This window comes from Streptomyces sp. NPDC005955 (genome assembly GCF_042871255.1).
GTDB lineage: Bacteria > Actinomycetota > Actinomycetes > Streptomycetales > Streptomycetaceae > Streptomyces.
In genome coordinates this window covers 371,858-393,652 of sequence record NZ_JBIAIF010000004.1, presented here as the reverse complement: position 1 = coordinate 393,652, position 21,795 = coordinate 371,858, and the positions used below count along the sequence as shown (strand labels likewise).

The following is a 21,795-nucleotide window of genomic DNA, read 5'->3' as shown; positions in this document are numbered from 1 at the left end:
TGAATCGCGATATGCGGACGCCCTGTTATGGGTTCGGCGGGTGAGAAGGTTCTCATCTGCGTGGCGAAATCCGCTGCACCCCTTCGGCCGGTTGTCGACGCGTCGCAGGAAATGCCGTCGTGAAAGTGAATGAGTTCGGCTCTGATATCCTGCGAGGATTTCGCGACTCGATCTAGGAATTCCTGGACGCCTCTCCCGGACCGTCGTGGCGGCGCTCGTATCAGGCCAGCGGCGCCACCGCGACGTCCGCCCGGTCAGGGAGCCGTGAACGGCACCGTCCGCCAGGGTCCTTCCGGATGGGCCGTCAACTCGTGGTGCGCGGCCAGCACCGTGGTGTACCAGGAGCCGAACGCCTCCTCGTCGAAGTGCAGGCACCGCCCGAGGACGTAACCGGCGGAGAACTCTGCCCAGGAGCGGTACATGACCCGGGCGGCCCGGGCGACCCGTTCCAGGGCCGTGTGCATCTCCGCCTCCGCCGCGTAGCGGGCGCCCCGCCCCCAGCGCGCCATCTGGGAGGCCCGCCCCAGGTCCCAGGCGGCCACGGTGCGCACCGTCCCGTCCGGCGGCAGCAGACCGTCCGCCCGGAACCTGGCCTCGTAGCGGAGTACCGAACCCACCAACGACCGCAGACGGCAGACCAGTGCGGTGAGCTCGGAGCCGTCGGTGTGCTTCCCCTGCCGGGCGGCGCCGGACCGTACCGCCCGTTCCACCTCGTCCCGCCACCGGGACGGGTCGACCAAGCCGTCCGCGCGGTCGGCGTGCAGGGCGGTGCGCGCTTCGAGGACGAAGTCCCACACCCAGGGGCTCACCTCCCGGGCCAGCAGCCGTTCCTGCATCGCGAGCCAGTCCTCCCGGCCCCGTACGCCCCAACTGTCGGCGATCCGGTCCACCTCGCCGGAGTACCCCGTACCGCCGTGCCAGTGCGTGGTGTTCCAGGCGTCGCCGTTCTGGAAGCACAGGTGGGCCCCGCAGGCGAGTCCGTGCAGCAGGTCGCCCGGGCCGGGGCCGCCGGTGCGCAGGGTCACCACGCGGTCCGCCAACGTCGTCGGTTCGAAGAGTTCCTGGTGGAGATCCAGCCAGGTGTCCCGCTCCTCGGAATCGGTGGAGAAGTACTGCTCGCACGGAGTCGCGGCATTGACCGCGAGTACGTCGACATGGTCCGGCAAGTCATAAGCGAGGGCACCCAGCGTGGTGTGTTCGTAAACGAGGAACGGATGCGTGCGCGGCAACAGGCCCCCCGTGTACACCTGGGCAACGGTCCGTCCGTCCGGTACTTGGAACGTCAGCAGCGGCGCGTCCCCGGTTCCGCATTTCGGTTGCGCCATCGCCGCGTCGAGTCGCACCGGGTAGTACACGCCCTCCAGGGCCAGCGTCCGCAGATACGCGTAGCCGTTGTCCGCCCGGCTCAGTGCGTACAGGCGCTGCTCGACATCGGTGGGAGCGATCCAGCGACTCCCGTCGGACGGTGGTTCCACGTGCGGGAAGAACTCCTCGTGCATCTCCTCCTCGAATCCCGTGAGTTCGGCGACGCTCGTGGCGCCCGACTCCTCGGGTGCTGCCCCCCTGCTCATGCCCAACCCCTCTTCCCGGGCGCTCCCCGCGCCCCCGTTCCGGTCGCTCACCTGGCCGTTCGTACGCTAGCCGCCCGTCCACGGCGGGCGGCCCGCACGGCCGCCGGACGGCGGGGCGCGGACCGCCACCGACCCGTCGCCCCGCGGGTGGTCGGCCGCCCGTCCGACGGCCGGGCGCCCCTTGTATACGATCTTCACGATGCGGGCGCGGCGGTCGGCGGGTCGCACGGGCCGGCCCGTGGCACGTCCGCGCCCCCGTCCCGTCCGGATCAGAACCGGGTCGAGGCGGACCGGACCGTGGGCGGCACCGTCGCCGCGCCGTTCGGTCGATCGTCGGGCCCGCCCCGCCTGACCTTCGACACCCCCCACGCACCATCGGAGAGTTCCCCCCATGCAGGTCACCGACCGGAGGTCCGTGCGCGTCGCGGTCCGCTGCCTCGTCGCAGCCGTCCCCCTGGCCGCCGTCACCGGCACCTCGTCGCCCGCCTTCGCCCACCCGGGGTTCGTGCACGGCACCCCGGGCTCCGGTGCGGTGCTCGCCACCCCTCCCGACCGGGTGACCCTGACCTTCAGCGGCCCCATGAGCCAGGACTACGCCCAACTCGCCGTCTCCACCCGGCACGGCGGTTCGCTCGCCACCAGCATGCCGCAGGTGTCGGGGGAGCGGGCCACGGTGGAACTGGAGGGTTTCGCCCCCGCCGGGCACTACCGGGTCGGGTACCGGGTGCTGTCCGCGCAGGGCCACCCCGTCTCCGGCTCCTACACCTTCACCGTGCGCTCCGCCCGACCCGGGCCCGGTGCCACCCAGCCCGGCGGCCCCGCTGCGGTCGCGCGGACCGCGCGACACCACGCCCTGGGCGAAGGGGCGTCCCCGGCCCGGTCCGTCCCCCTGCTCGCCGGGGTCGGCGCGGCGCTGGTGACCGTCACGGCGGTGGGGGCCCGGGTGGCCCTGCGGCGACGCCCGGACACCCCGGGCGAGGGGCCCTGACCGCAGCACCCGTGTCCGACAATCGTCGGCCGAGGAGGCTCCGTTGTCCCCCTCCGCCCCACGTGTCACCGTCGGTCCGCACACGGTGACCGCCGCTGGGGCGGCCCGCTCGGGGAGGAGTCTCGATGAGGACACGCAGGTCCGGATGGATCGCGACGGTGGCACTGATCACGTCCGGGGCGACCCTCGCCGTCGGCGCACTGGCCTCGACGGCCCAGGCGGCCGAGTCCCGCCCCGGTGCGACCGCCGGGACCCGGGCCGAGGTGGCGTTCCAGAGCGATCCCACGCCGGAGGAGCAGCAACGGCTGCGGGAGATCGCGGGTGCGATCTGGACCCCGCAACTCGCCGCCGGCTGGAACATGAACGCCGAGGTGGCGAACGTGCTCTCGCAGGCGACGGAACGCATCCTCACCTGTTCCGCCGCGTTCGCGCTGGTGCCACGGCCCCCGGGGTTCATCCCGGGCCTTGGCTACCTGGTGCAGTACTGGAAGAACCTCAAGGACTACTTCCTGGCGGTGAAGGACAACCGCACCTACCGCGCCTGCGTGGTGTCCACCGCCGCGTACTACCGCTCGATCATCGAGATGGCCTCCGCCGGCATCTGACCCGGGGCCGCGCGACGCCCGGCGCCGCGCGGCCCGCTCGTTCCCGTTGCTTCATGCCCACTCGGCTACTTCACGGCCACGATCATCGACTCGGGCCCCGACAGATGGGTCACCCGGCTCTCGGCGAACCCGGTGGCGGCCAGCCACTCCTGGCACTCGGGGCCGGTGTACTCGAAGCCGCCGGGGGTCTCCAGCAGCATCGTCAGGCTCATCAGGAGGCCGTGCACGTTCTCCTTCCGCTCGTCGTCGAGCAGGGACTCGTAGACGATGAGGCTGCCGCCCGCCGGCAGCGCCTCGTACGCCTTCTCCAGCAGGCTCCGGGCCTTGGACCGGGAGAACCCGCTGATGATGTGCCCCAGGATCAGCACGTCGGCGCGGGGCAGCGGCTCGGCGAAGAAGTCGCCGGGCCGGAAGTCCAGCCGCTCGCCGAGCCCCGAGGCGTCGAGGCGGCGCCGGAAGCCGGAAGCCACCGCCGGGAGGTCGAAACCGACGCCGTGCAGATGCGGGTGGCGGTGCAGCAGATGGGTGAGGACCGCGCCCTCGGCGCAGCCGACGTCCGCCACGGTCCGGTACGGGGACCAGTCGAAGGTCTCCGCCAAGGCGTGCGCGGAGCCCATGGACAGGCCGGTCATCGCCTCCTGGAAGACGGCGAGGCGCTCGGGGTCCGCGTAGAGGTGGGCGTACATGCCGTCGTCGCTCTCGGTGCTCCCGTTCTGCGGCTCTCCACTGCGCAGCGCCGCTTCGAGGTTCCCCCACAGCCCGTACGTCCGGCTGTCGTTCATCTCCAGGAAGCCGCCGGCGTACGCCGGTCTGCCCCGGACGAGGTAGTAGTCGGCGGCCGGGGCGTTGCGGTAGCCGTCCGTACCGCGTTCCAGGGCGCCCAGGGCGACCAGGGTGTCGAAGAAGTCGTGCGCGGAGCGCGGATGCAGGTCCAGCCGGTCCCGCAGTTCCTCGCCGCTCACGGGGCCCTCGGCCAGGGCCGTGAACAGGCCCACGCGGGCGGCGACGAGCAGCACCTTCGAGGCCATGAATCCGGAGGCGAGTTGCATCAGGTGGTCGATCGGCGGGGCGTCCGCGGGATCGGCGGAGGGGTGGGTCACGGTCGGCTCCTCGTGGGGGTCGTCGTGCGTCGGGCACCGCACGCACAGGCCCTTGCCTACCCCGTCGGGTGAGCGGTCAGGCACGCTCCGTGATGGGCTCTGGTGTGCGTGGGGTCGTTGTGCGCCGCTGGGACGAGCCGTGGGCGCCGACCGCCGCCCCCGTCCGGCGGGCGCCCCGCGCTCCGGCGCAGTTCGGTCCCGGAGTGCGCCGGCACCGCTCTGACCTGCTGTTCGGTACGGTCAAACAGCAGATAACGGTTTGACTTTTACCCTGCCTTTACGATTGTGTGCGGGTCTCACCATCAAGACCCCGGGGGTTCCACCATGCGTCGTTCCATCCGTGCCACGGCCGTGTCGGCCGTGACCGTCGCCGGCCTCGTGTTCGGACTCGGCGCTTGTTCCGAGGCCGCCGACGCGGTCAAGGAGAAGAAGGACCAGGCCGTCGACGAGGCCGTCGACAAGGCGATGAACGAGGAGTACGAGGTCACCTACGAGGTCACCGGGAAGAGCGTCGACTCCATCGAGTACGCGTCCGGCGGCGGCACCGCGGGCAACCCGAAGACGACGACCGAGAAGAAGCCGTCCCTCCCCTGGACGAAGACCGTGAAGCTGCGCGGCATCATCCCGCCCTCCGTGCTTCCCCTCGCCCTCGACGCGGGCGGCGACGGCGCCGTGACCTGCAAGATCCTCTACAAGGGCAAGCCGATCGCGGAGGAGTCCGGCAAGGGCGTCGCCAGCGCCGCCGGTTGTGTGGCGATCTCGCCCCTCGTCTGACGGCACGCCCCCGAGCAGGGGGCCGCGAGAGCCGCCCGCGGCCGGGTACCGGAACGACTCCGGTACCCGGCCGCGTCGTTGTGTCGTCCCCGTGAAATGTCCGGCCGCCCCGTTCACCCGGCACCGGCCCGATGGGATGCTGACGGCCCCTCCCGTACGGTGCCGGCACCGTACGGGAGGCCCGTGAACACCGTGACGTCAGGGGAGTTGCCGTGTCCGTCGTGCTCGACCAGGAGACCCGCAGGTTGCTGGACGGAAGGAACTTCGCCACCGTCGCGACCCTGAACCCCGACGGGGGGCCGCACACCTCGTTGGTCTGGGTCACCAGGGACCTGGACACGGTGCTGTTCTCCACCACCGCCGGGCGCCGCAAGGCGCGCAACCTCGCCCGCGATCCGCGGATCAGCCTCACCGTCTTCGACCAGGCGGACCCGTACCGCACCGTGGACATCCGGGGGACGGCCGAACTCGTCGAGGACCCGCACAAGGACCTGCCGAGGGAGCTCGCCCGGCAGTACCTCGGTGCGGACCCGCCGCCGGAGTCGGACGACGTGCTGCGGCTCGTCGTCCGGGTGACCCCGCTGAAGGTCACCTCCTTCTCGGTCTGACGGCCCGCCCGGCTGTCCGGTCTACGTCTCCCGGGCCCGCACTCCCCACCGGGCGTACACCGCGACCCCCACCAGGAAGAGGGCGACGGCCGCCACCCAGGCACCGCCCCGTTCGGCCTGCGACACGGGCCAGGTGACGGCGTCCCAGACGCGTCCGCCGTCCGACCGGGCCACCAGGTGCAGCCCGCACAACCAGACCAGCGGGGGCAGCCAGCTCAGCCGGGCGCCCAGGAGCACCGCGGACAGGGTCGCCACCCCCGCCGTCCCCAGCGTGTTGCGGGCCAGCACCGCCGTCCCGTACTCCTGCGGCGGGCCGTGGACGGCGACCGCCAGGAGGAGCGCGGCGACGGCGGACAGCAGGGTGACGTGGGCCAGTCGACGCGGCCACCACGCACGCGCCGCAGTCCGGTCCAGCCCGTCCGCGTACCCGTGCAGGCTCGTCCCGACGACACTCGCCGCCGCCAGCGGGGCGAGCAGCGCCAGGGCCGTCCGCACGTCGAGTTGTCGATCCGCCCACCGGACCCCGAGGGCGATCAGGACCAGGGCGCCGAGACTTCCGGGCAGCTTCCGGGAGCGGGCGTACAGCCACCCGCCGGCCGGGGCGTCGCGTCGGGGCACGGGCGCTGCCCGGTGGAGGCGTGCGCTCACAGCGGCGGCACCCGCCCGGGTGCGCACGCCGCCCGTGCGGCGAAGTAGCCGGCCAACCAGGTGCGTCGATCGGCCGGTGCCAGGGCGTCGAGCCGCGCCACCGCCGCCGCGCGCGCATCGAGCGCGGCCAACTCCTTCGGTGCGCCCGCCGACCAGCCGCGTTGGCGCTCCGTCTCCCGGGCCCGCGCCGGGTCCGGCAGGAGCCACAGCGCCACCGTCGAGCCCGCCGTCGCCAACCGGTCCTCACGAGCGGCCCGGCAGGACGCCGGAGCCCCGGTCAGTTCGTAGGCGACCGTGGTCAGATACCCCTCGGGGTCCGACAGCCGCCCGCGCACCACCGTGCTGCCCGACTCCAGACGCGGCAGCACCGCGTCGTCGGGCCGTCCCCCGCCCCGGACGTCCCACAGCCGGGGGACCCCGGTGACGCCGCGCAGCCGCCCGTCGAGCGGCGCGAGGGCCCGCTCCACCTCCGGCAGCACCTGCGCGTACAGGCGGTTGGTGCAGATCCGGGGCGCCGTCGCGGTGGCGCACACCGCCTGCCGGGACAACGGGTCGGGCCGCCACACCCGGTCACCGGTCCGCACCAGCGGCACCGCGGCCACCACCAGGGCGACGAGCGGCACCAGCGCCAGGGACCGCCGCCGGGCAGCACGGGCCAGGACGGCGGTCAGCACGAGGCCGCCCCACCCCACGGCCACCGCCCACGGTTGCCACCCCACGGCGACCGAGTCCAGCGGCTGCTGGCTCCCGCCCACCGGCGTCAGATGGCGCGCCCCGGACGGCACGGACGAGACGAACAGCACCAGCACGCCGAAGAGCGGGGGAGCCAGTCGGTGCGGCCACAGCGCTCCGCAGACGTGGCCGAGCACCGCCACCGACACCAGGAACACCGCGTCCGTGAGGGCCGGGCCGAGCTGCGGTGCGCCGTCCCCCGCGTACGGCAGGGTCGCCAACAGGCACCCCGCCGCAACGACCAGGTAGCCGACGGCCGCCCAGAGCGCACCGGGCAACGCCGCGAGGGCCAGTTGGGGCAGGGGCCCCCGGGCCGCCCCGGCCCGCAGCTCGACGGTGCGCCTGCGGTGCTCCCGGGCGCCCTGCAAGCAGCCCGCGGCCCCCGCCAACGGGGCGGCGAAGACGGCCGCCGCATGCCGCAGCACCACCTGGGTCTCCCACCAACTGCCCTGCCACGAGGAGGAGGTGAGCAGCAGGGCGAGACCGGTCGTCGAGGCGACCACGAGCCCCGTCCACGGGGCGGTCCCGCGCAGCGACTCGACCCGCAGCGGATGGACGTGCCGGGGTGCCCGGCGCCCGGCGGAAGGTCCCGCGGCGGGTCGGGAGCGGGTGTCGACGGTGCTCACCGGCGTCCCCCGACCCATCCGCGGAGCCGCCCGCGCTCCGACGCCGCGCCGTGCTCCGCCACCCCGGTGGCCGACCGTTCCCGGTGCCGCCGCAGTGCCGTGGTGTACCCGCGCTCCCACGGGCTGGCCCCGCCGGTCTCCGGGTGCCCGGACCCCCGCGCCCCGTCGCCCGTCACCGCGGACGTGCCCAGCGCGGCCAGGCCCTGCGTCGTTCCGCGGTGCGCCACCCGGCCGGACTCGATCAGCGTCACCTCGGTGCACGCCGCCGCCACGTCCTCGACCAGGTGCGTCGACACGATCACCGTGGCCGAGCGGCCCACCTCCATGAGCAACGCACGGAAGTCCACGCGCTGTTCGGGGTCCAGTCCGGCCGTCGGCTCGTCCAGCAGCACGAGCGCGGGTTCGTTCACGATGGCCTGCGCGATGCCGACCCGACGGACCATGCCGCCCGACAGCGTCCGCACCTTGTCGTCGATGCGGTCGCCCAGCCCGACCCGGTCCACCGCGTCCTCCACCGCCCCCGCGACCGTGCGCCGCGGCATCTCCTTGAGCCACGCCACATAGGTGACGAACTCACGGACGGTGAACCCGGGGTAGTAGCCGAACTCCTGCGGCAGGTACCCCAGTCGGCGCCGCACCCAGGTGCGTCCCGCGGCGTCCGACACCTCACGGCCCAGCAGTTCGACCCGGCCGGTGGAGGCCGCGGCGACGGTCGCCAGCACCCGGATGAGGGACGTCTTGCCCGCTCCGTTGGGACCCAGCAGACCGTGCACTCCGGTACCGAAGTCCAGGTCCACGCCGTCGAGCGCCACCGTGCGGCGGTGCCGCACGGTCAGCCCGGTGGTCACGACCGAACGGGTCGCCGACCCGTCCTCCACCTCGCTGCGAAGGGTGGTGTTCATGTGCGCTCCAGATGGTCGAAGGACGAGCGGCGCACGGCGACCAGAGCGGCGCACAGCAGCGCCGCCACCGCCCAACCGGCTTGCTGCGCGGGCTCCGCGGCGTACCGCGACAAGGACAGGGACAGACGATCGGTGACGCCGGCGGAGCGGTGCAACAGCGGCGGCAGGAAGGCCGCCGCCAGCCAGGCGCCGCCCAGCACCGCCGCGGCCGGCCGGCAGCCGGTGAACGAGCCGAGCGCGAGGGTCGCCGCCGTCAGGGCCAGCGCGGGCAGCAACCAGGCCGCCGCCCCCGGGACCCCGGCGCCGGACGGCAGCAGCGCCCCGGCGGCGGTCAACAGCGGCACGCTCACCACAAGCACCGCGACGGTCCGGGTCAGCAACAGCCGCAGCCCCCCCGAACCGGTCGCCACGGTGATCTCGTGGAGCGGATCGCTGCGCGGGCCGTAGGACAGGGCGACCCCGAGCACCGGCAACGCGGGCGCCAGGGCCAACAGCAGCGGACGGGCCTGCGCCGCGAGACCGGCGACGTGCGCGAGCACCAGGGCCGCCACCGCGACCAGGACCACCCCCACGAGCCACGACCCGCGCACCGCGGGCCCCGCCGCCCACAGGATCCGGGTCGTGACCCGGGCCCCGCGGGGCGACTGCGGCACCCGCTGCGGTGCCCGGCCCGCTTCCGCGTCACGCACCTCGGGCCGGGCACCCGCCTCGGCGCGGGCCACCGCGAGGAGCTCCGTACGGACGTCGGCGAGCAGGGCCGCCGCGGAGCCGTCCCGTGCCGCCGCCGAAACCCGCGCCGCGCACCCCGGGCATCCCTCCACGTGCTTCTCCACGGACCACGCCTCGGCGTCCCGGACCCCGCCGTCGACGTACCGGGCGGCGAGCGCCCCGCTCACGTGCCAGGTGCCGTCGTCGTCCGACCACGGCCCGGAGTGCTCCTGTCGGCTGCTCATGCGGTGCCTCCCACCGGTCGGGTCTGCGGGGCGCACTCGACCAGTGCGGCCCGCAGCGCACGGCGGGCACGGGACGCCCGCGTCTTGACGGTGCCTTCGGGGATGCCGAGCAGCCGGGCGGTCTCGCGGACCGTCAGCCCGTCGACCACGGTGGCGCGCAGCACCTCGCGCAGTTCGGGGGAGATGCGCTCCAAGGCGGCGCCGACGTCGCCGTACTCCAGCCCCGCCAACACCCGTTCCTCGGCGGACGGTGCGCTGCCGGCGGGGGCCGCGGGGTGCGGCTCGACCCGTTCGCGACGGGACTGCGCCCGCTGCGCGTCCACCAGTCGGCGCGCGGCGATCACCCACAGCCATCCGCCCGCCTCGCCCCCGCGGTGGGAGCGCGCCGAACGCCACACCGTGACGAAGGTGTCCTGGAGCACCTCCCGCACCGTCTCCGCATCGGCACAGCGGCGGCTCAGCCGGGTGTGGAGCCAGCCCGCGTGCCGGTCGTACAGCATGCCGAGGGCGTCGGCGTCCCCACGGGCGACGGCCCGCAGCAACTCCGTGTCGTCCTCGGCTTCGGCCCCACCGGGGCGCATCGACCTCATACCCTCCCTATCGCTCGCGGCGCCCCTTCCGGTTCACCCGCCCGCCGACGGCACCCGGGGGCGCGGGGCCCGCGTTCCCGCACGTCGCGGCCCGGCCGGGGGCCACCGGTCGCTGGTTATGCTGGGCCGCATGGACATCGTGATACCGCTCTTCGACAACTTCGAGCCGCTCGACGCGATAGGGCCGTACGAGATCCTCGGCTACGTACCCGGAGCCACCGTGCGGTTCGTCACGAACGAACCCGGGCTGGTGCAGGACGTGTTGGGCTCCCTGCCGGTACACGTTCCGACCGGGTACGCCGAGGTGGAGCGGTGCGACGTCCTGCTGGTCCCGGGCGGGGGCAGCTTCCTGACCATGGTGGACGACACCGCGTTCCTGGACTGGGTGCGCCGGGTCCACGCCGGTACCCGCTTCACCACCTCGGTCTGCACCGGCTCCCTGGTGCTCGGCGCGGCCGGCCTGTTGGAGGGCCTGACCGCCACCACCCACTGGGACGCGGTCGCGGATCTGGAGGCGTACGGCGCCCGTTACACCGCCGAGCGGGTGGTCCGGCAGGACAGGGTGATCACCTCGGCCGGCGTCTCCTCCGGCATCGACATGGCCGTCCAGTTGGCCGCCCTGCTCACCGACGAGCTGACCGCACAGGCGATCCAGCTGTACACCGAGTACGACCCGCAACCCCCCTTCGACACCGGCTCGGTGGCCAAGGCCCCGGCGGCGGTGCTCGAACGGGCCCGCACCCTGGGCTAGCCCGTGGGGACGGGGCTTCAGCCGGCGAGCGCGGCGGTGATCTGACGGGTGGTCTGCGCCGCCACCCGGGGGTCGTGCTCGGCGTACGCGGTGTAGGCGTTCAGCCCGGTGGCCAGGGCCCAGCCGCGGCCCCGCGTCCAGGTCGCCCCGTCGACCCCGAGTTCCGTGCGGAACGCGGCTCGGCCCGGGGCGGACAGCAGGGTGAAGGCGACCATCAGGTCACAGGCCGGGTCGCCGACCCCCAGCCCGCCGAAGTCGATCACGGCGCTGAGTCGTCCGGCCGAGGTCAGCAGGTTCCCGGTGTGGAAGTCGCCGTGGAACCAGACCGGCGGACGGTCCCAGCCGGGTGCTGCCAGCGCCGCGTCCCACAGTGCGGTCATCGCCGTCCGGGCCGTCCGGTCGAAGGCCCCGGACACGTCGGCGATCGCGGCGCGGGTCGCCCGGTCGCGATCCCTCAGGGACCAGCCGGGAAGGTCGGGGTGCCCCGTCTCGGCCGGCACCCGGTGCAGCGCCTTCAGGAACCGGGCCAACTCGGTGGCCGCGCCGGTCGATTCCCCGAGCGCGCTGACCGTCGCCACCTCTCCGTCCAGCCAGCGCGTCACCGACCAGGGCCACGGATAGCCGAGGTCGGGCGCGCCGAGCGCGACCGGCACGGGGACCGCCAGCGGAAGCCGCGGAGCGAGCCGGGGCAGCCACACGGACTCCTTGGCCCCTTGGCCGGCGGCGTCCTGGTGCCGGGGCAGACGTACGGTCAAGGCGTCGCCCAGCCGATGGATGACGTGGTCCGAGCCGGCGGGTCCGTACGGGACGAGCGGGAGTGCGGCCCACTGCGGGAACTGCGTGTCGATCAACTGCTCGACCAGTGCGGTGGTGATGAGCGGGCGGGTGTCCGGGTCGGCGCCGAGGCCCAAGGACTGCTCCTGTCGCGGGCCCACTCCGGGCGGTGGGCGATGCCCCCATGGCACCACCTCGCGGGTGCGCCCGTCGAACGCATTTCCCGGCGCCCGCCCGCCCGAACGCCGCGCCGTCAGGCCGCTCCGGGGACGGCGGCGTCGGCCGCCGAAGGGCCCGGGGACGCGGGGCGGTCGGGCTGCGGCGAGGTCGGAGCGCGGAGCAGGGCGACGCCGTACGCCGTGGTCCACACCACCCAGAGCAGCCAGCCGACGAGGCCGAGCAGTCCCAGCGGGCCGCGTCCGTCGATGACCAGGGGGGTGAGCGTCGCGGAGCTGAACATCAGGGCCGCCGCGAGCAGCCCCAGCGCGCCGTGCCACCGGGCGATGAGCCCGGCCCGGGTCCCGGCCGTGGACAGGCCGATCAGGGCCATCGCGAGGAAGGTGCCGTTCAGGGTGAACAGCGCGTCGTGCACGGCCCACAGCGCCGTGGCGGGGGCGCCCGCGGGCAGGGCGACCGATGCGAGCGCCAGCCGGATCGCGACGATCGCGGCGAACGCGCCGTTCTGGAGGACCAGACCGGCGAAGCCGAAGAGGGACCACACCTCGGAGCGGGCCCGCGAGCCGTGACGGAGCGCGGAGACGACGCCGGCGCCGAACAGCGCCGCCAACAGCCAGGCGGTCGGGGTGAGTAAGGACCCCAGTACCACGCTGGTGCCTTCGGTGGCGAAGAACTGCGTGACCTCGTCGGTGGGGGAGCCCGTCGGCGGGAGCCCCGCGGGCACCAGGACCGCATTGCTGAGGGTGATGGACAGGGCGAAGCCGATCGCGGCGAACCCGCCGACCCGGGAAGTGGGGGCGGGGGTGCCGCGCCGTGAGAGGAGTATCATGTATTCAATATAAGCACGTTAAAATGAATGATGAGGGGAGCGGAAGTGGAGGAGCGGACGGTGGGGGAGCCCGAAGGGAAGCCGGCCAAGCGCCCGTACGGGTCGCTGCGCCGGGCCGCGCAGGCGCAGGTGACCCGGGCCGACATCGCGCGTGCCGCACGGCACCTGTTCCTCGACCGGGGATGGGCGGCGACGACGGTGCGCGACGTCGCACGCGAGGCAGGCGTCTCCGTTCCGACGGTCTACGCGGTCTACGGGAACAAGTCCGGGCTCGCCCGGGCCCTGGCCGACGCGGCGGACCTCTCGGCGGACCCGGGGCGTCTCCTCGCCGCGCTGGAGGCGCCGGGCGTCGCACCGGCGGGCCAACTCGCCGCGATGGCGGCCTTCGACCGGCGACTCTTCGAACGGGCCGGCGAGGTGATCGCGCTGGTCCGCGAAGCGGGCCGCAGCGAGCCCGAGTTGGCCACGTTCTACGCCGACGGGCGCCGACGTGCCGACGAGACCCGCACGGGTGTCTTCACCTCCTGGCCGCCCGGCGTCCTCCGGCCCGGGGTCGACCCGCGGACCGCGGCCGACGTCTACGCGGCGCTGTGCACGGTCGACGTCTACCGCACGCTCACCGTCGAGCGCGGTTGGAGCGCCGAACGCGTCGAGCAGTGGTGGATCGCGGCCCTCGCCCGCGAGTTGTTGGCGGAGGCGCCGGCGGCCACCGGGGGATGACGACGCCCCGCTGACCGTTCCCCGGGTTCATCCGCCGTCCGTCGGGCACCCGGACCGGATCACGCACCGGTCGACGCCCCGCCCGTCGCCGGCCCGGTGCCGCGTGCTCCCTGTCCGCCCGCCCCCGCCGCGTAGTCCCTGTCCGCCCGCCCCGCCGCGCAGGCCCTGTGCGCACGACTCGCCCGCACCGCGCGGCGGTTGCTCGACGAAGGGCGCCGGTCCGCGACGCCCTGGCCCCTTCGATGCGCGTAGGCGTACAACCATCGGCGGGTCCCGTTGGTCTCCCCCAGTGATCACACGGTGATCACGTACACGAGGAGACCGTCATCAGTACCGTCCGCAAGACCCTCGCCGCCACCGCCGTCGTGCCCCTCGTTCTCGTCGGGTCCGCAGCCTGCGGCACCATGGAGAATCTGTCGGCAGGTCAGAAGCTCGACCGCGCCTTCGACCGGCTCGGCGAGGAACACTCGCTGTCCTTCGAGCTCGACCTCGACACCGACGCCGCCACGCTCAAGGGGCTCGACGCCGCCGACACCGCGCCGGAGGACCGGATACCCGACGAGATCGCCGAGCTGATCAGCGGCGGGCGGATCTCCGTCTCGGTGGAGTCGAAGAAGCCGCTCGCCGAGTCCGGCGAGAAGGACCTCAAGGGCTTCGCCATGGAGGTCAGCGGTCCCGACAGCACCCTGCTGGAGTACCGCATGATCGGCGACTACGTGTACGGCCGCGCCGATTTCGAGCAGTTCGGCCAGCTGGCGGGCTCCTCGATGCCGTCCGTGGACCTGCTGTCCCCCGGCGATGAACTGCCCAAGGGCGCCGAGGACCTGGAGAAGTTCCTGAACGGGGACTGGGTCAAGATCTCCACCAAGGAGTTCAAGGAGGCCGGCCTCTTCGCCGGCGGCCCCGACACCGGCGGTGCCCCCGACTCCGGTCGCCCCACCGACCTGCCCACTTTCGACGCCTCGACCCAGAAGAAGCTGCTCAAGGCCGTGGGCGACGTCATCTCCAACGAGGTGGACTTCACCACCACGGACGGCGAGGACGGTGCGGAGCGCATCACCGCCACGGCCTCCCTGCGCACCCTCGCCACCTCGCTGATCGACGAGGTCCGCCCGTTGGCGAAGGAGTTCCCGGCGGGCTTCGAACTGCCGACCGCCAAGGAACTCAAGGAACTGCCCCGGAAGAAGGGTTCCGCCGACTTCACCCTGAAGAACGGCGACCTGACCGAGGTGTCCTTCGACCTCACCCAGCTCGACAAGAAGCTGAAGGGCGAGAAGCTCGGACTGGTGCTGCGCCTCGGCGAGGGCGAAACGCCGACGGCCCCGTCCGGCGCCACCGAGCTGAACCTGGAGGAGTTGCAGAAGGCCATGATGCCGGAACTCGACACGCTTCCGCTGGACGCCTGACCGCGTACGGTCGAGTCCGCCCGCTGACCGCCCGGTGCCCGCGGGCACCGGGCGGACTCGCAGCGGTCGGGGCGGACGCCGGTCGCCCGGCCGGGGCAGGGCCGTTGGCGGGTCGCTCACCGTCGTGCCCCCCGGCCGAGCCCCTGCGCGCCCCCGCCCGACCGGGCGAGCCCCGGCCGGACCGGGCGAGCCTCCGGCAGTGACGGCCGGGGCCGCGCGATCGTGTCCTGCGGGCCGGGAAGCCCGGTCCCCCCACCTTCCGCAGGAGGCACCACCATGCGTCGAATCGCACGCCTCGCCGCCGCTGCCGCGCTGACCTCGGGGTTGGCCGCAGTGCCGGCCCCCGCGTCCGCCGCGCCGACGGCCCTCAGCCACTTCACCGGCTCCCACTGTCCCTCGAAGAGCCTCTGCCTCTACCGCGACCGCGACTTCAGCGGCGGCGGCATCGCCATCCGGGCCGGGGACCACATCGGCTTCCTCGGGGAGCACGGCGTCAACGACCGGATGTCCTCCTGGTCCAACGACAGCGGAGCCACCTGCACCTGGTGGTCGGACGCGCACGAGCGCGGCACCCCGCACCTCATGTACCACGGCTACCGCGTCAACGTCCGCGCCGCCGAGAACGACACCGCGTCCTCCGTCCACTGCTGACGGGGCGGCAGCCCGGGGCGTCGACGGTCCTGCCGCTGACGCCCCGGGCCCGTCCGGTCGCACCCGTCCGTCGGACGACGGCCGCTCAGTGCTCGGTGAGCAGGCCGGAGCGGAGCTCCTTGAGGGTGCGCGAGAGCAGCCGGGAGACGTGCATCTGCGAGATGCCGAGCCGTTCCCCGATGGCGGCCTGCGTCATCTCGCAGCCGAAGCGCATTTCGAGGATCTGCCGGTCCCGCTCCCCGAGCTGCTCCAGGAGCGGAGCCAGCGCCCGGAGGTCCTCCACCAGCTCCATCGCCGGATCGGTGTCCCCGAGGACATCGGCGTAGGAGCGGGTCTCCTTGCCGCCCCCGGGGCCGTCCTCCGTATCGGTCCGCGGCGTGTCGAGGGAACTGGCCGTGTAGCCGTTCGCGGCCACCAACCCCTCGACGACCTCCTCCTCGTCGAGGTCCAGCGCGCCCGCCAACTCCTGCACCGTCGGTTCCCGGTCGAGCACGCCGGCGAGTTCGTCCCTGGCCCGGGCGATCTCCGTGCGCCGTTCCTGGAGCCGCCGCGGAACGTGGACGGCCCAACTGGTGTCCCGGAAGAACCGCTTGATCTCCCCGACGATGTAGGGGATCGCGAACGAGGTGAACTCCACCTCACGGCTCAGGTCGAAACGGTCGATCGCCTTGATCAGGCCGATCATGCCGACCTGGACGATGTCCTCCATCTCCCCGCCGCCCCGGTTGCGGAAGCGGCCCGCCGCGTAGCGGACCAGGGAGAGGTTCATCTCGATGAGAGTGCCCCGCGCGTACTGGTACTCGGGGGTCCCCTCCTCCAGGATCGCGAGCCGGTCGAAGAACACCCTCGACAACTGCTTCGCGTCCCTCGGCGCCACCCGGGCCGGGTCGGGGACGTACGGCAACTCCTGCGTCTGCTCCGGAGCCGTCCCGTCCGTGGTGGCGAACCGGTCGGTGGCACGGTGCGCGGTCGGGGTGCTGCTCGGCATCTTGTGGATCCCTTCGCGGAAGTCGGCGGGCCGGACGTGAGGCTGCGCCTGCCCCCGTACTCCGATCGCACACCTCGGTATGGCACGGTTCACAACACCGGCACCCCGGTCCGCCCTCAGGACGGGCCGTCGGCGGGGTCCGCGTCGGGCCGCTGGAACCGGAAGTACCGCTCGTACAGGCGCAGGTACGCCCCACCGCCCGCCAGGAGCGTCGCGTGGTCACCTTCCTCGACGATCCGGCCGTCCTCGACGACGACGATCCGATCGGCCTTGCGGACCGTGGGGAGCCGGTGCGCGACGACGAGGGTGGTGCGGTGCGCCGCGAGTGCGTCCAACCCCTCCTGGACGAGTGCCCCGGTCAGCGGGTCGACGCTCGCCGTGGCCTCGTCGAGGACCAGTACCGGCGCGTCCTGGAGGAAGACCCGCGCCAGCCCCACGAGTTGGCGTTGACCGGCGGACAGGCTCCGGCCGCCCTCGTCGACGGACGTGTCCAGTCCCGCCGGCAGTTGGGCCACCCAGTCACCGCCGGCCACCGCCCGGGCCGCCGCCTCGACCGCGTCCCGTCCGGCCCCGGGCCGCCCCCGGGCGATGTTGTCCGCGACGCTGCCCGTGAACAGGAACGGGGTCTGGGTGACCACGCCGAGGTGACGCCGGTACTCCACCGGATCGAACCCGCGCACGTCCAGGCCGTCGACGGTGAGGCTGCCCCGCTGGAACTCGTAGGCGCGGGTGACCACCCGGACCAGACTGGACTTCCCGGCCCCCGAGTGGCCGACCAGGGCCACCGTCTCCCCGGCCCGTACGGTGAGGTCGACCCCCTTGAGGACGGGACGCGTGCGGTCGTACCCGAAGTGGACGTCACGCAGCACGATCTCCCCCCGCAGCCGGGGCACGGGCGCGCCACCGGTCCGGTGCACCGTCGGGTTCCGGTCGAGGAGGGCGAACACCCGCTCGCCCGCGGCCAACCCCTGCTGGAGCTGACTCCAACTGGCCGCGATGCCGGTGAGCGGTGCCCAGAACAGCGCCAGGGCCTCCAGGAACAGCACCCACTCGCCGACCGTCACCCCGCCCCGGCCCACCAGGCGGCCCCCCACCAGCACCACGGCCACGGTGCCCAGCCCGGTGAGGGAGATGAGCAGCGGGAACACCCCGCTGAACAGCCGGTTCAGCCGTACGCTCGCACGGAACCACCGTGCGTCCACGGCGCGCAGCCCGGCTTCGGCGGTCCGCTGCTGCCGGTAGTTCCGTGCCACGGTGACCCCCCGCAGGGTCTCCTGCACGAAGCCCTGGACATCGGCCAGGGCCTGTTGCTGGCGGCGGGAGGCGTCGCGGGCGGCACGCCGGAAGGCCAGGCTCACCACCACGATCAGCGCGGCCACCGCGGTCGTCACCAGGGCGAGCGGCACATGGATGACGAACAGCGCGCCCATCAGCAACAGGACCGTCAACACCTGCCCGAGGGAACCGAGGACCAGGGTGGTGAGCAGCGCGAACGCCTGGGTGTCGTTGACGACCCGGCTGACCACCGCACCCGTGGGACGGGCGTCGTGGAAGGCCATGCCCTGGCGCAGTGCCGCGGCGAACGCGTGCTCCCGCAGTCGTTGCACCACCGTGCCGACCACGACCGCGGTCCGGCGCTCCTGGAGGAACGTGCACAGCCAGGACGCACCCCCCGTGCCGAGCAGCGCCCCCACCAGCAGGCCGACGGCACCGTTGCCGCCGTCCGTCCAGGCCGCGTCCACGGCGCGCGCCAACAGGACGGGCAGGGCGCTCCCGGTGACCGCGGCGGCGACCACGGCGAACGTCACGAACACCACCGCGGAGCCCTGCCCGCGGAAGTACGGGGCGGTGCGGCGCACCAGTTCCCGATCGCCGTAGCGCCGGCCGTCGTCGCCGGTGCGCCGACCGCCCGGAGCGTCGGAACGTTCCCGGCCGGCGCGGGCCTCCTCGGGAGCGTCGATGCCGTCCAGTGGATGTGCCATCAGGGGGCCTCCTGCGTGGTGCGGGCGGTGCGCGACCCGCTCGGTTCCTCGCGGTACGGCGCGAAGATCCGCCGGTAGTACGGGCACTCCCGGATCAACCGGTCGTGGTGGCCCTGGCTGACGATCCGGCCCGCGTCCAGCACGAGGACGTGATCGGCCGCGCGGATCTGGGACAGCGTGGAGGTCACCAGGACGGTGGTGCGCCCCGCCGAGGCGTGGTGCAGCGCGCGTTGGAGCTCGTGCGCGGTGGTGCTGTCGACGACGCTCGTCGCGTCGTCCACCGCGAGGACCCGCGGATCGGCCAGCAGGGCGCGGGCCAGGGCGAGGCGTTGGCGTTGCCCTCCGGACAGCGTGCCCCCGCGCTCCCCGAGGACGGTGTCGTACCCGTTCTCGGTGGCCATGACGAAGTCATGGGCGCGGGCCGCCCGCGCGGCCGACTCCAGCCGGTCCCGGTCGACTTCGCACTCCACCCCGATGCCGATGTTCTCGGCGATGCTGCGGGAGAACAGCACCACGTCCTGTTCGACGACGGCGACCTGCGCGCGCAGCGAGGTGGTGGCCCAGTCGGCGGTGCTCACCCCGTCGACCAGCACCCGCCCGGAGTCGGGTAGGTAGGTGCGGTTCAGCAGGTGCAGCAGGGTGGACTTGCCGCTGCCCGTGGCGCCGACGACGGCCACGGTCGCGCCGGGCGGTACGCGGAAGGACACCCGGCGCAGTACCGGCCGGGCGGGGTCGTAGCCGAAGCTCACGTCCTCCAGGGCGAGTGCGCCGACGACCGGTGCGGTGTGCGCACCACCCCGTTCGTCGTGGTCGCCGGGGTCGTTGACGACCTCCAGGATGCGCCTGGCCCCCGCGGCGCCCAGGTGGAGGAGCCCCAGACTGAAGGAGGCGAGTTGGCTCGGCTCCCGCAGGGTGCCCATCAGCCCCAGTACGGCGACGAGTTCACCGAGGCTGAGGGTGCCCGCGCGCAGCAGCGTCACGGAGTGCAGCAGGGCGCCCGCGGTGGCGAGGGTCAGCAGCAGCGGTGGCAGGGACAGCGCTTGGGCGCGTGCCTGACGGACCGTGGCACTGCGGTGGTGCGCGGCCAGTTCGGCGAACCGGGCCCGCTCCCGGTCGGTGCCGCCGGTCGACTCGACCACTTCGATCCCGGCGATGCTCTCGTCGGCCTGCGCGGTCAGCGCACCGAAGGACTCACGGGCCGCATCGGAGACGGGCCCCAGCCGCCGCCCGTGGGCGACCACGGAGACGGCGAACAGGGCGACGAACGCGACGGGGGACCACAGCAGACGCGGGTCGATCAGACCGATGAAGACGATCGGCAGGAGGACGTTCAGCGCCAGGTCGACGGCCAGGTCCCAGCCGGGCGACACCATCAGGTTCAGCGACTCGGCGTCCGCGGTGGCCCGCGCCGACAGGTCGCCGACCCGCCGCCGGTTGAAGTAGCCCTGCCCCTTGCGGAGCAGACTGCCGAAGACCTGGGCGCGCGCGGCACGTTCGAGGCCGCTGGCGAAGGACTCCAGTGCGTAGGTGGACGCGATGCCGGCGACGCCCCGCACCACCACGAGGGCCAGGAGCACCCAGACGACGGTGGTCAGGTCGTCAGCGGGCCCGGTGCCCGCCCGGTCGGGGGCCACCACCGCGTCGAAGGCCAGACCGGTCGTGACGGGGATCGCCGCGGTGAGGGACTGCCAGAGCAGGCTGCCCGTGAGGTGGACGGCGAGGGGCCCGCGGAAGGGCCGGGCCCGGGCGAGGAGCCAGCGGGCCACCCCGTCCCGGCGGCCGGGAGGATCGCCGGCCGGGGCGGGGCCGCCGCGGTGCGGGGAGGGTGACGACGGGGTCGGGAAAACGTTTTCGTCGGTCGTGGTGCATCGATCATCGGTCATGGTCCATCGATTTCCTTTTCGCCTGTGCCATCGAAATTCCCGACAGCACGAAAAAGGGCTCGGTAAAGTGAATCGAGCCGACCCGGATGAATTCAGGTCGGTGTGCGGCAGGCCCGGGTGGGTGCCGGCGCTCAGGTCGGTGAGCGGGTGCGGCCCGCACCAAAGGGGAGCCTGACCAGCGAATTCGTGGCCTTGACGGCAGGGTGGCGGGCCGCGGCGAAGGGGTCTGGGAGGTCTCCTGGGCCAGGGGTAGGTGTGCCGAAATACTCCGCGGACGCGACGGACGGCTGGGGCGTCGCCCTAGGGAAAGTACTTGTTTTCAGCGAAAAACAAAAGCCGACTCCGGTGGTGAAATGCGGAGGCGAATTCAAACAGTGCCGTGCGCGGTCCGCCGAGCCCGTCGACCGGCCGGGCCGACGGGACGTCACGGGCCCGCCGGACGGCTGGGTGCGATCCGGCCGGGCCCGTACCCGCGCACGCACCCTCACCCGAACGGCTCCCCGTCCTTTGACGCGCCCCGCGCCCGGCCGGATCGTGGCGAATGCCCCCTGCGTGGGCGGAAGGGCTGGTCGGCAATGGCGGACAAGCGGGCCGAACGCATCGCGCGACTCATCGCACCCCTCCGGGTGCCGCCGGGCACCGAGGTGGACCTGGCCAGGGACTACGACCCCCGCTACAAGGCCCATCTGAAGAAGCGGGAGGGAAGGGATCTGCTGGCGGTCGGGGTGGACCTCCTGGCCGAGTACCAGGCGCGGTTGGCGGCCCAGGACACGTACGGCGTCCTGTTCTGCCTCCAGGCGCTCGACGCCGGCGGCAAGGACGGCACCATCCGCCATGTGATGAGCGGGATCAACCCGCAGGGCGTCCACGTCAGCAGCTTCAAGGTGCCCTCCGCCGAGGAGCTGGACCACGACTACCTGTGGCGCTACGCGCGGCGGCTGCCCGCCCGCGGGGACATCGCGGTGTTCAACCGCTCGCACTACGAGGAGGTCCTCGTCGTCCGGGTGCACCCCGACGTCCTGGACCGGCAGCAACTGCCGCCGAAGGCACGCGGCAAGGGCATCTGGAAGCGGCGCTACCGCGAGATCAACGACTGGGAGCGCCACCTCACCGACAACGGCTTCGCCGTGGTGAAGATCTTCCTCAACCTGTCCCGGGAGGAACAGCGCACCCGCTTCCTCAAGCGCATCGACCTGCCGGAGAAGAACTGGAAGTTCTCCGCGGCGGACGTCCGCGAACGCCGTTACTGGGACGACTACCAGCGGGCGTTCTCGGAGATGCTGTCGGCCACCAGCACCAAGCGGGCGCCCTGGTACGTGGTCCCCGCGGACCGCAAGTGGTTCGCCCGGATCTGCGCATCGGCGGTGCTCGTGCACACCCTGATGGAGATCGACCCCCAGTACCCGGTGATCGGTGAGCGGGCCCGTGAGGACCTGCGCACCGCCCGCCGCGAGCTGGAGGAGCAGGCGCCCGAGGGGGCCCCGGCGGACCCGTACGCCGCCGGACGCGACCGGCGCGCCCGGACGAAGGAGTGACG

The 21,795-nt window shown here is 73.3% G+C and carries 21 protein-coding genes; 9 read left to right on the top strand and 12 right to left on the bottom strand.

Translation table 11 applies throughout. The features are described from left to right. Nucleotides 1-254: 254 nt before the first annotated feature. Complete coding sequence (locus tag ACFYOU_RS13440) at nt 255-1,571, bottom strand: DUF1266 domain-containing protein (protein WP_391305464.1); 1,317 nt, start codon at nt 1,569-1,571, stop codon at nt 255-257. 391 nt (nt 1,572-1,962) lie between these two features. Here ACFYOU_RS13440 and ACFYOU_RS13435 point away from each other — a divergent pair, with 391 nt between their 5' ends. Both ACFYOU_RS13435 and ACFYOU_RS13430 read left to right on the top strand, forming a co-directional pair. Continuing rightward, nucleotides 1,963-2,559, top strand: a complete 597-nt coding sequence (locus ACFYOU_RS13435) for a copper resistance protein CopC (RefSeq protein ID WP_391305463.1) — start codon at nt 1,963-1,965, stop codon at nt 2,557-2,559. Nucleotides 2,560-2,684: 125 nt separating this feature from the next. Next, nucleotides 2,685-3,164 (top strand): hypothetical protein, encoded by a 480-nt coding sequence (locus ACFYOU_RS13430; protein WP_389766346.1) that lies wholly within the window; start codon nt 2,685-2,687, stop codon nt 3,162-3,164. Between the two features lie 65 nt (nt 3,165-3,229). On the opposite strand, the gene ACFYOU_RS13425 is transcribed toward ACFYOU_RS13430, so the two are convergent. Continuing rightward, complete coding sequence (locus tag ACFYOU_RS13425) at nt 3,230-4,264, bottom strand: methyltransferase (RefSeq protein ID WP_389766348.1); 1,035 nt, start codon at nt 4,262-4,264, stop codon at nt 3,230-3,232. A gap of 324 nt (nt 4,265-4,588) precedes the next feature. On the opposite strand from ACFYOU_RS13425, the gene ACFYOU_RS13420 reads away from it, so the two are divergent. Continuing rightward, the gene (locus ACFYOU_RS13420; RefSeq protein ID WP_387001100.1) at nt 4,589-5,038 is read left to right on the top strand and encodes a hypothetical protein; all 450 of its coding nucleotides are present in this window, start codon (nt 4,589-4,591) and stop codon (nt 5,036-5,038) included. Between the two features lie 212 nt (nt 5,039-5,250). Continuing rightward, nucleotides 5,251-5,646 carry a TIGR03618 family F420-dependent PPOX class oxidoreductase gene (locus ACFYOU_RS13415; protein ID WP_391305460.1) on the top strand — a complete coding sequence of 132 codons (396 nt, stop codon included), beginning with the start codon at nt 5,251-5,253 and terminating at the stop codon, nt 5,644-5,646. 21 nt (nt 5,647-5,667) lie between these two features. Here ACFYOU_RS13415 and ACFYOU_RS13410 read toward each other — a convergent pair whose 3' ends face one another. Genes ACFYOU_RS13410 through ACFYOU_RS13390 form a run of 5 tightly spaced genes read right to left on the bottom strand, consistent with a single transcriptional unit; the run spans nt 5,668 to nt 10,097 of the window. After that, on the bottom strand, nt 5,668-6,294 hold the full coding sequence (locus ACFYOU_RS13410) for a hypothetical protein (RefSeq protein ID WP_391305459.1): 627 nt from the start codon (nt 6,292-6,294) through the stop codon (nt 5,668-5,670). Beyond that, entirely contained in the window at nt 6,291-7,652 is a 1,362-nt protein-coding gene (locus ACFYOU_RS13405) for a hypothetical protein (RefSeq protein ID WP_391305458.1), read from the bottom strand. Before ACFYOU_RS13405 ends, ACFYOU_RS13410 begins: the two co-directional genes overlap by 4 nt. Further along, complete coding sequence (locus tag ACFYOU_RS13400) at nt 7,649-8,554, bottom strand: ATP-binding cassette domain-containing protein (protein ID WP_391305457.1); 906 nt, start codon at nt 8,552-8,554, stop codon at nt 7,649-7,651. Before ACFYOU_RS13400 ends, ACFYOU_RS13405 begins: the two co-directional genes overlap by 4 nt. Next, complete coding sequence (locus ACFYOU_RS13395) at nt 8,551-9,507, bottom strand: zf-HC2 domain-containing protein (RefSeq protein ID WP_391305455.1); 957 nt, start codon at nt 9,505-9,507, stop codon at nt 8,551-8,553. Before ACFYOU_RS13395 ends, ACFYOU_RS13400 begins: the two co-directional genes overlap by 4 nt. After that, nucleotides 9,504-10,097 carry a sigma-70 family RNA polymerase sigma factor gene (locus tag ACFYOU_RS13390; protein WP_391305453.1) on the bottom strand — a complete coding sequence of 198 codons (594 nt, stop codon included), beginning with the start codon at nt 10,095-10,097 and terminating at the stop codon, nt 9,504-9,506. Before ACFYOU_RS13390 ends, ACFYOU_RS13395 begins: the two co-directional genes overlap by 4 nt. A 130-nt stretch (nt 10,098-10,227) precedes the next feature. Between ACFYOU_RS13390 and ACFYOU_RS13385 the strand changes: the two genes are divergently transcribed. Further along, nucleotides 10,228-10,848, top strand: coding sequence for a DJ-1/PfpI family protein (locus tag ACFYOU_RS13385; protein WP_389766362.1), 621 nt, complete (start codon nt 10,228-10,230; stop codon nt 10,846-10,848). Nucleotides 10,849-10,865: 17 nt separating this feature from the next. Here the strand turns inward: ACFYOU_RS13385 and ACFYOU_RS13380 are convergent, their stop codons facing one another. Together ACFYOU_RS13380 and ACFYOU_RS13375 are read right to left on the bottom strand one after the other, a co-directional pair. Beyond that, complete coding sequence (locus tag ACFYOU_RS13380) at nt 10,866-11,759, bottom strand: phosphotransferase (RefSeq protein ID WP_391305451.1); 894 nt, start codon at nt 11,757-11,759, stop codon at nt 10,866-10,868. A gap of 116 nt (nt 11,760-11,875) precedes the next feature. Continuing rightward, nucleotides 11,876-12,628 carry a DUF4386 family protein gene (locus ACFYOU_RS13375; RefSeq protein ID WP_391305450.1) on the bottom strand — a complete coding sequence of 251 codons (753 nt, stop codon included), beginning with the start codon at nt 12,626-12,628 and terminating at the stop codon, nt 11,876-11,878. A 60-nt stretch (nt 12,629-12,688) separates the two neighbouring features. Between ACFYOU_RS13375 and ACFYOU_RS13370 the strand changes: the two genes are divergently transcribed. The 3 genes from ACFYOU_RS13370 (at nt 12,689) to ACFYOU_RS13360 (ending at nt 15,405) form a co-directional block, all read left to right on the top strand. Next, on the top strand, nt 12,689-13,348 hold the full coding sequence (locus ACFYOU_RS13370; protein WP_391305448.1) for a TetR family transcriptional regulator: 660 nt from the start codon (nt 12,689-12,691) through the stop codon (nt 13,346-13,348). A 404-nt stretch (nt 13,349-13,752) separates the two neighbouring features. Further along, nucleotides 13,753-14,754 carry a hypothetical protein gene (locus ACFYOU_RS13365; protein WP_391305446.1) on the top strand — a complete coding sequence of 334 codons (1,002 nt, stop codon included), beginning with the start codon at nt 13,753-13,755 and terminating at the stop codon, nt 14,752-14,754. Between the two features lie 276 nt (nt 14,755-15,030). Further along, nucleotides 15,031-15,405, top strand: coding sequence for a peptidase inhibitor family I36 protein (locus ACFYOU_RS13360; protein ID WP_391305445.1), 375 nt, complete (start codon nt 15,031-15,033; stop codon nt 15,403-15,405). Between the two features lie 85 nt (nt 15,406-15,490). Here the strand turns inward: ACFYOU_RS13360 and ACFYOU_RS13355 are convergent, their stop codons facing one another. From ACFYOU_RS13355 to ACFYOU_RS13345, 3 genes are all read right to left on the bottom strand, one after another. After that, the gene (locus ACFYOU_RS13355) at nt 15,491-16,393 is read right to left on the bottom strand and encodes a SigB/SigF/SigG family RNA polymerase sigma factor (RefSeq protein WP_391305443.1); all 903 of its coding nucleotides are present in this window, start codon (nt 16,391-16,393) and stop codon (nt 15,491-15,493) included. A gap of 116 nt (nt 16,394-16,509) precedes the next feature. Continuing rightward, on the bottom strand, nt 16,510-18,375 hold the full coding sequence (locus ACFYOU_RS13350) for an ABC transporter transmembrane domain-containing protein (RefSeq protein WP_391305441.1): 1,866 nt from the start codon (nt 18,373-18,375) through the stop codon (nt 16,510-16,512). Next, the gene (locus ACFYOU_RS13345; protein WP_391305439.1) at nt 18,375-20,258 is read right to left on the bottom strand and encodes an ATP-binding cassette domain-containing protein; all 1,884 of its coding nucleotides are present in this window, start codon (nt 20,256-20,258) and stop codon (nt 18,375-18,377) included. Before ACFYOU_RS13345 ends, ACFYOU_RS13350 begins: the two co-directional genes overlap by 1 nt. 575 nt (nt 20,259-20,833) lie before the next feature. On the opposite strand from ACFYOU_RS13345, the gene ACFYOU_RS13340 reads away from it, so the two are divergent. Next, nucleotides 20,834-21,793 carry a PPK2 family polyphosphate kinase gene (locus ACFYOU_RS13340; RefSeq protein WP_391305438.1) on the top strand — a complete coding sequence of 320 codons (960 nt, stop codon included), beginning with the start codon at nt 20,834-20,836 and terminating at the stop codon, nt 21,791-21,793. Nucleotides 21,794-21,795 lie beyond the last annotated feature (2 nt).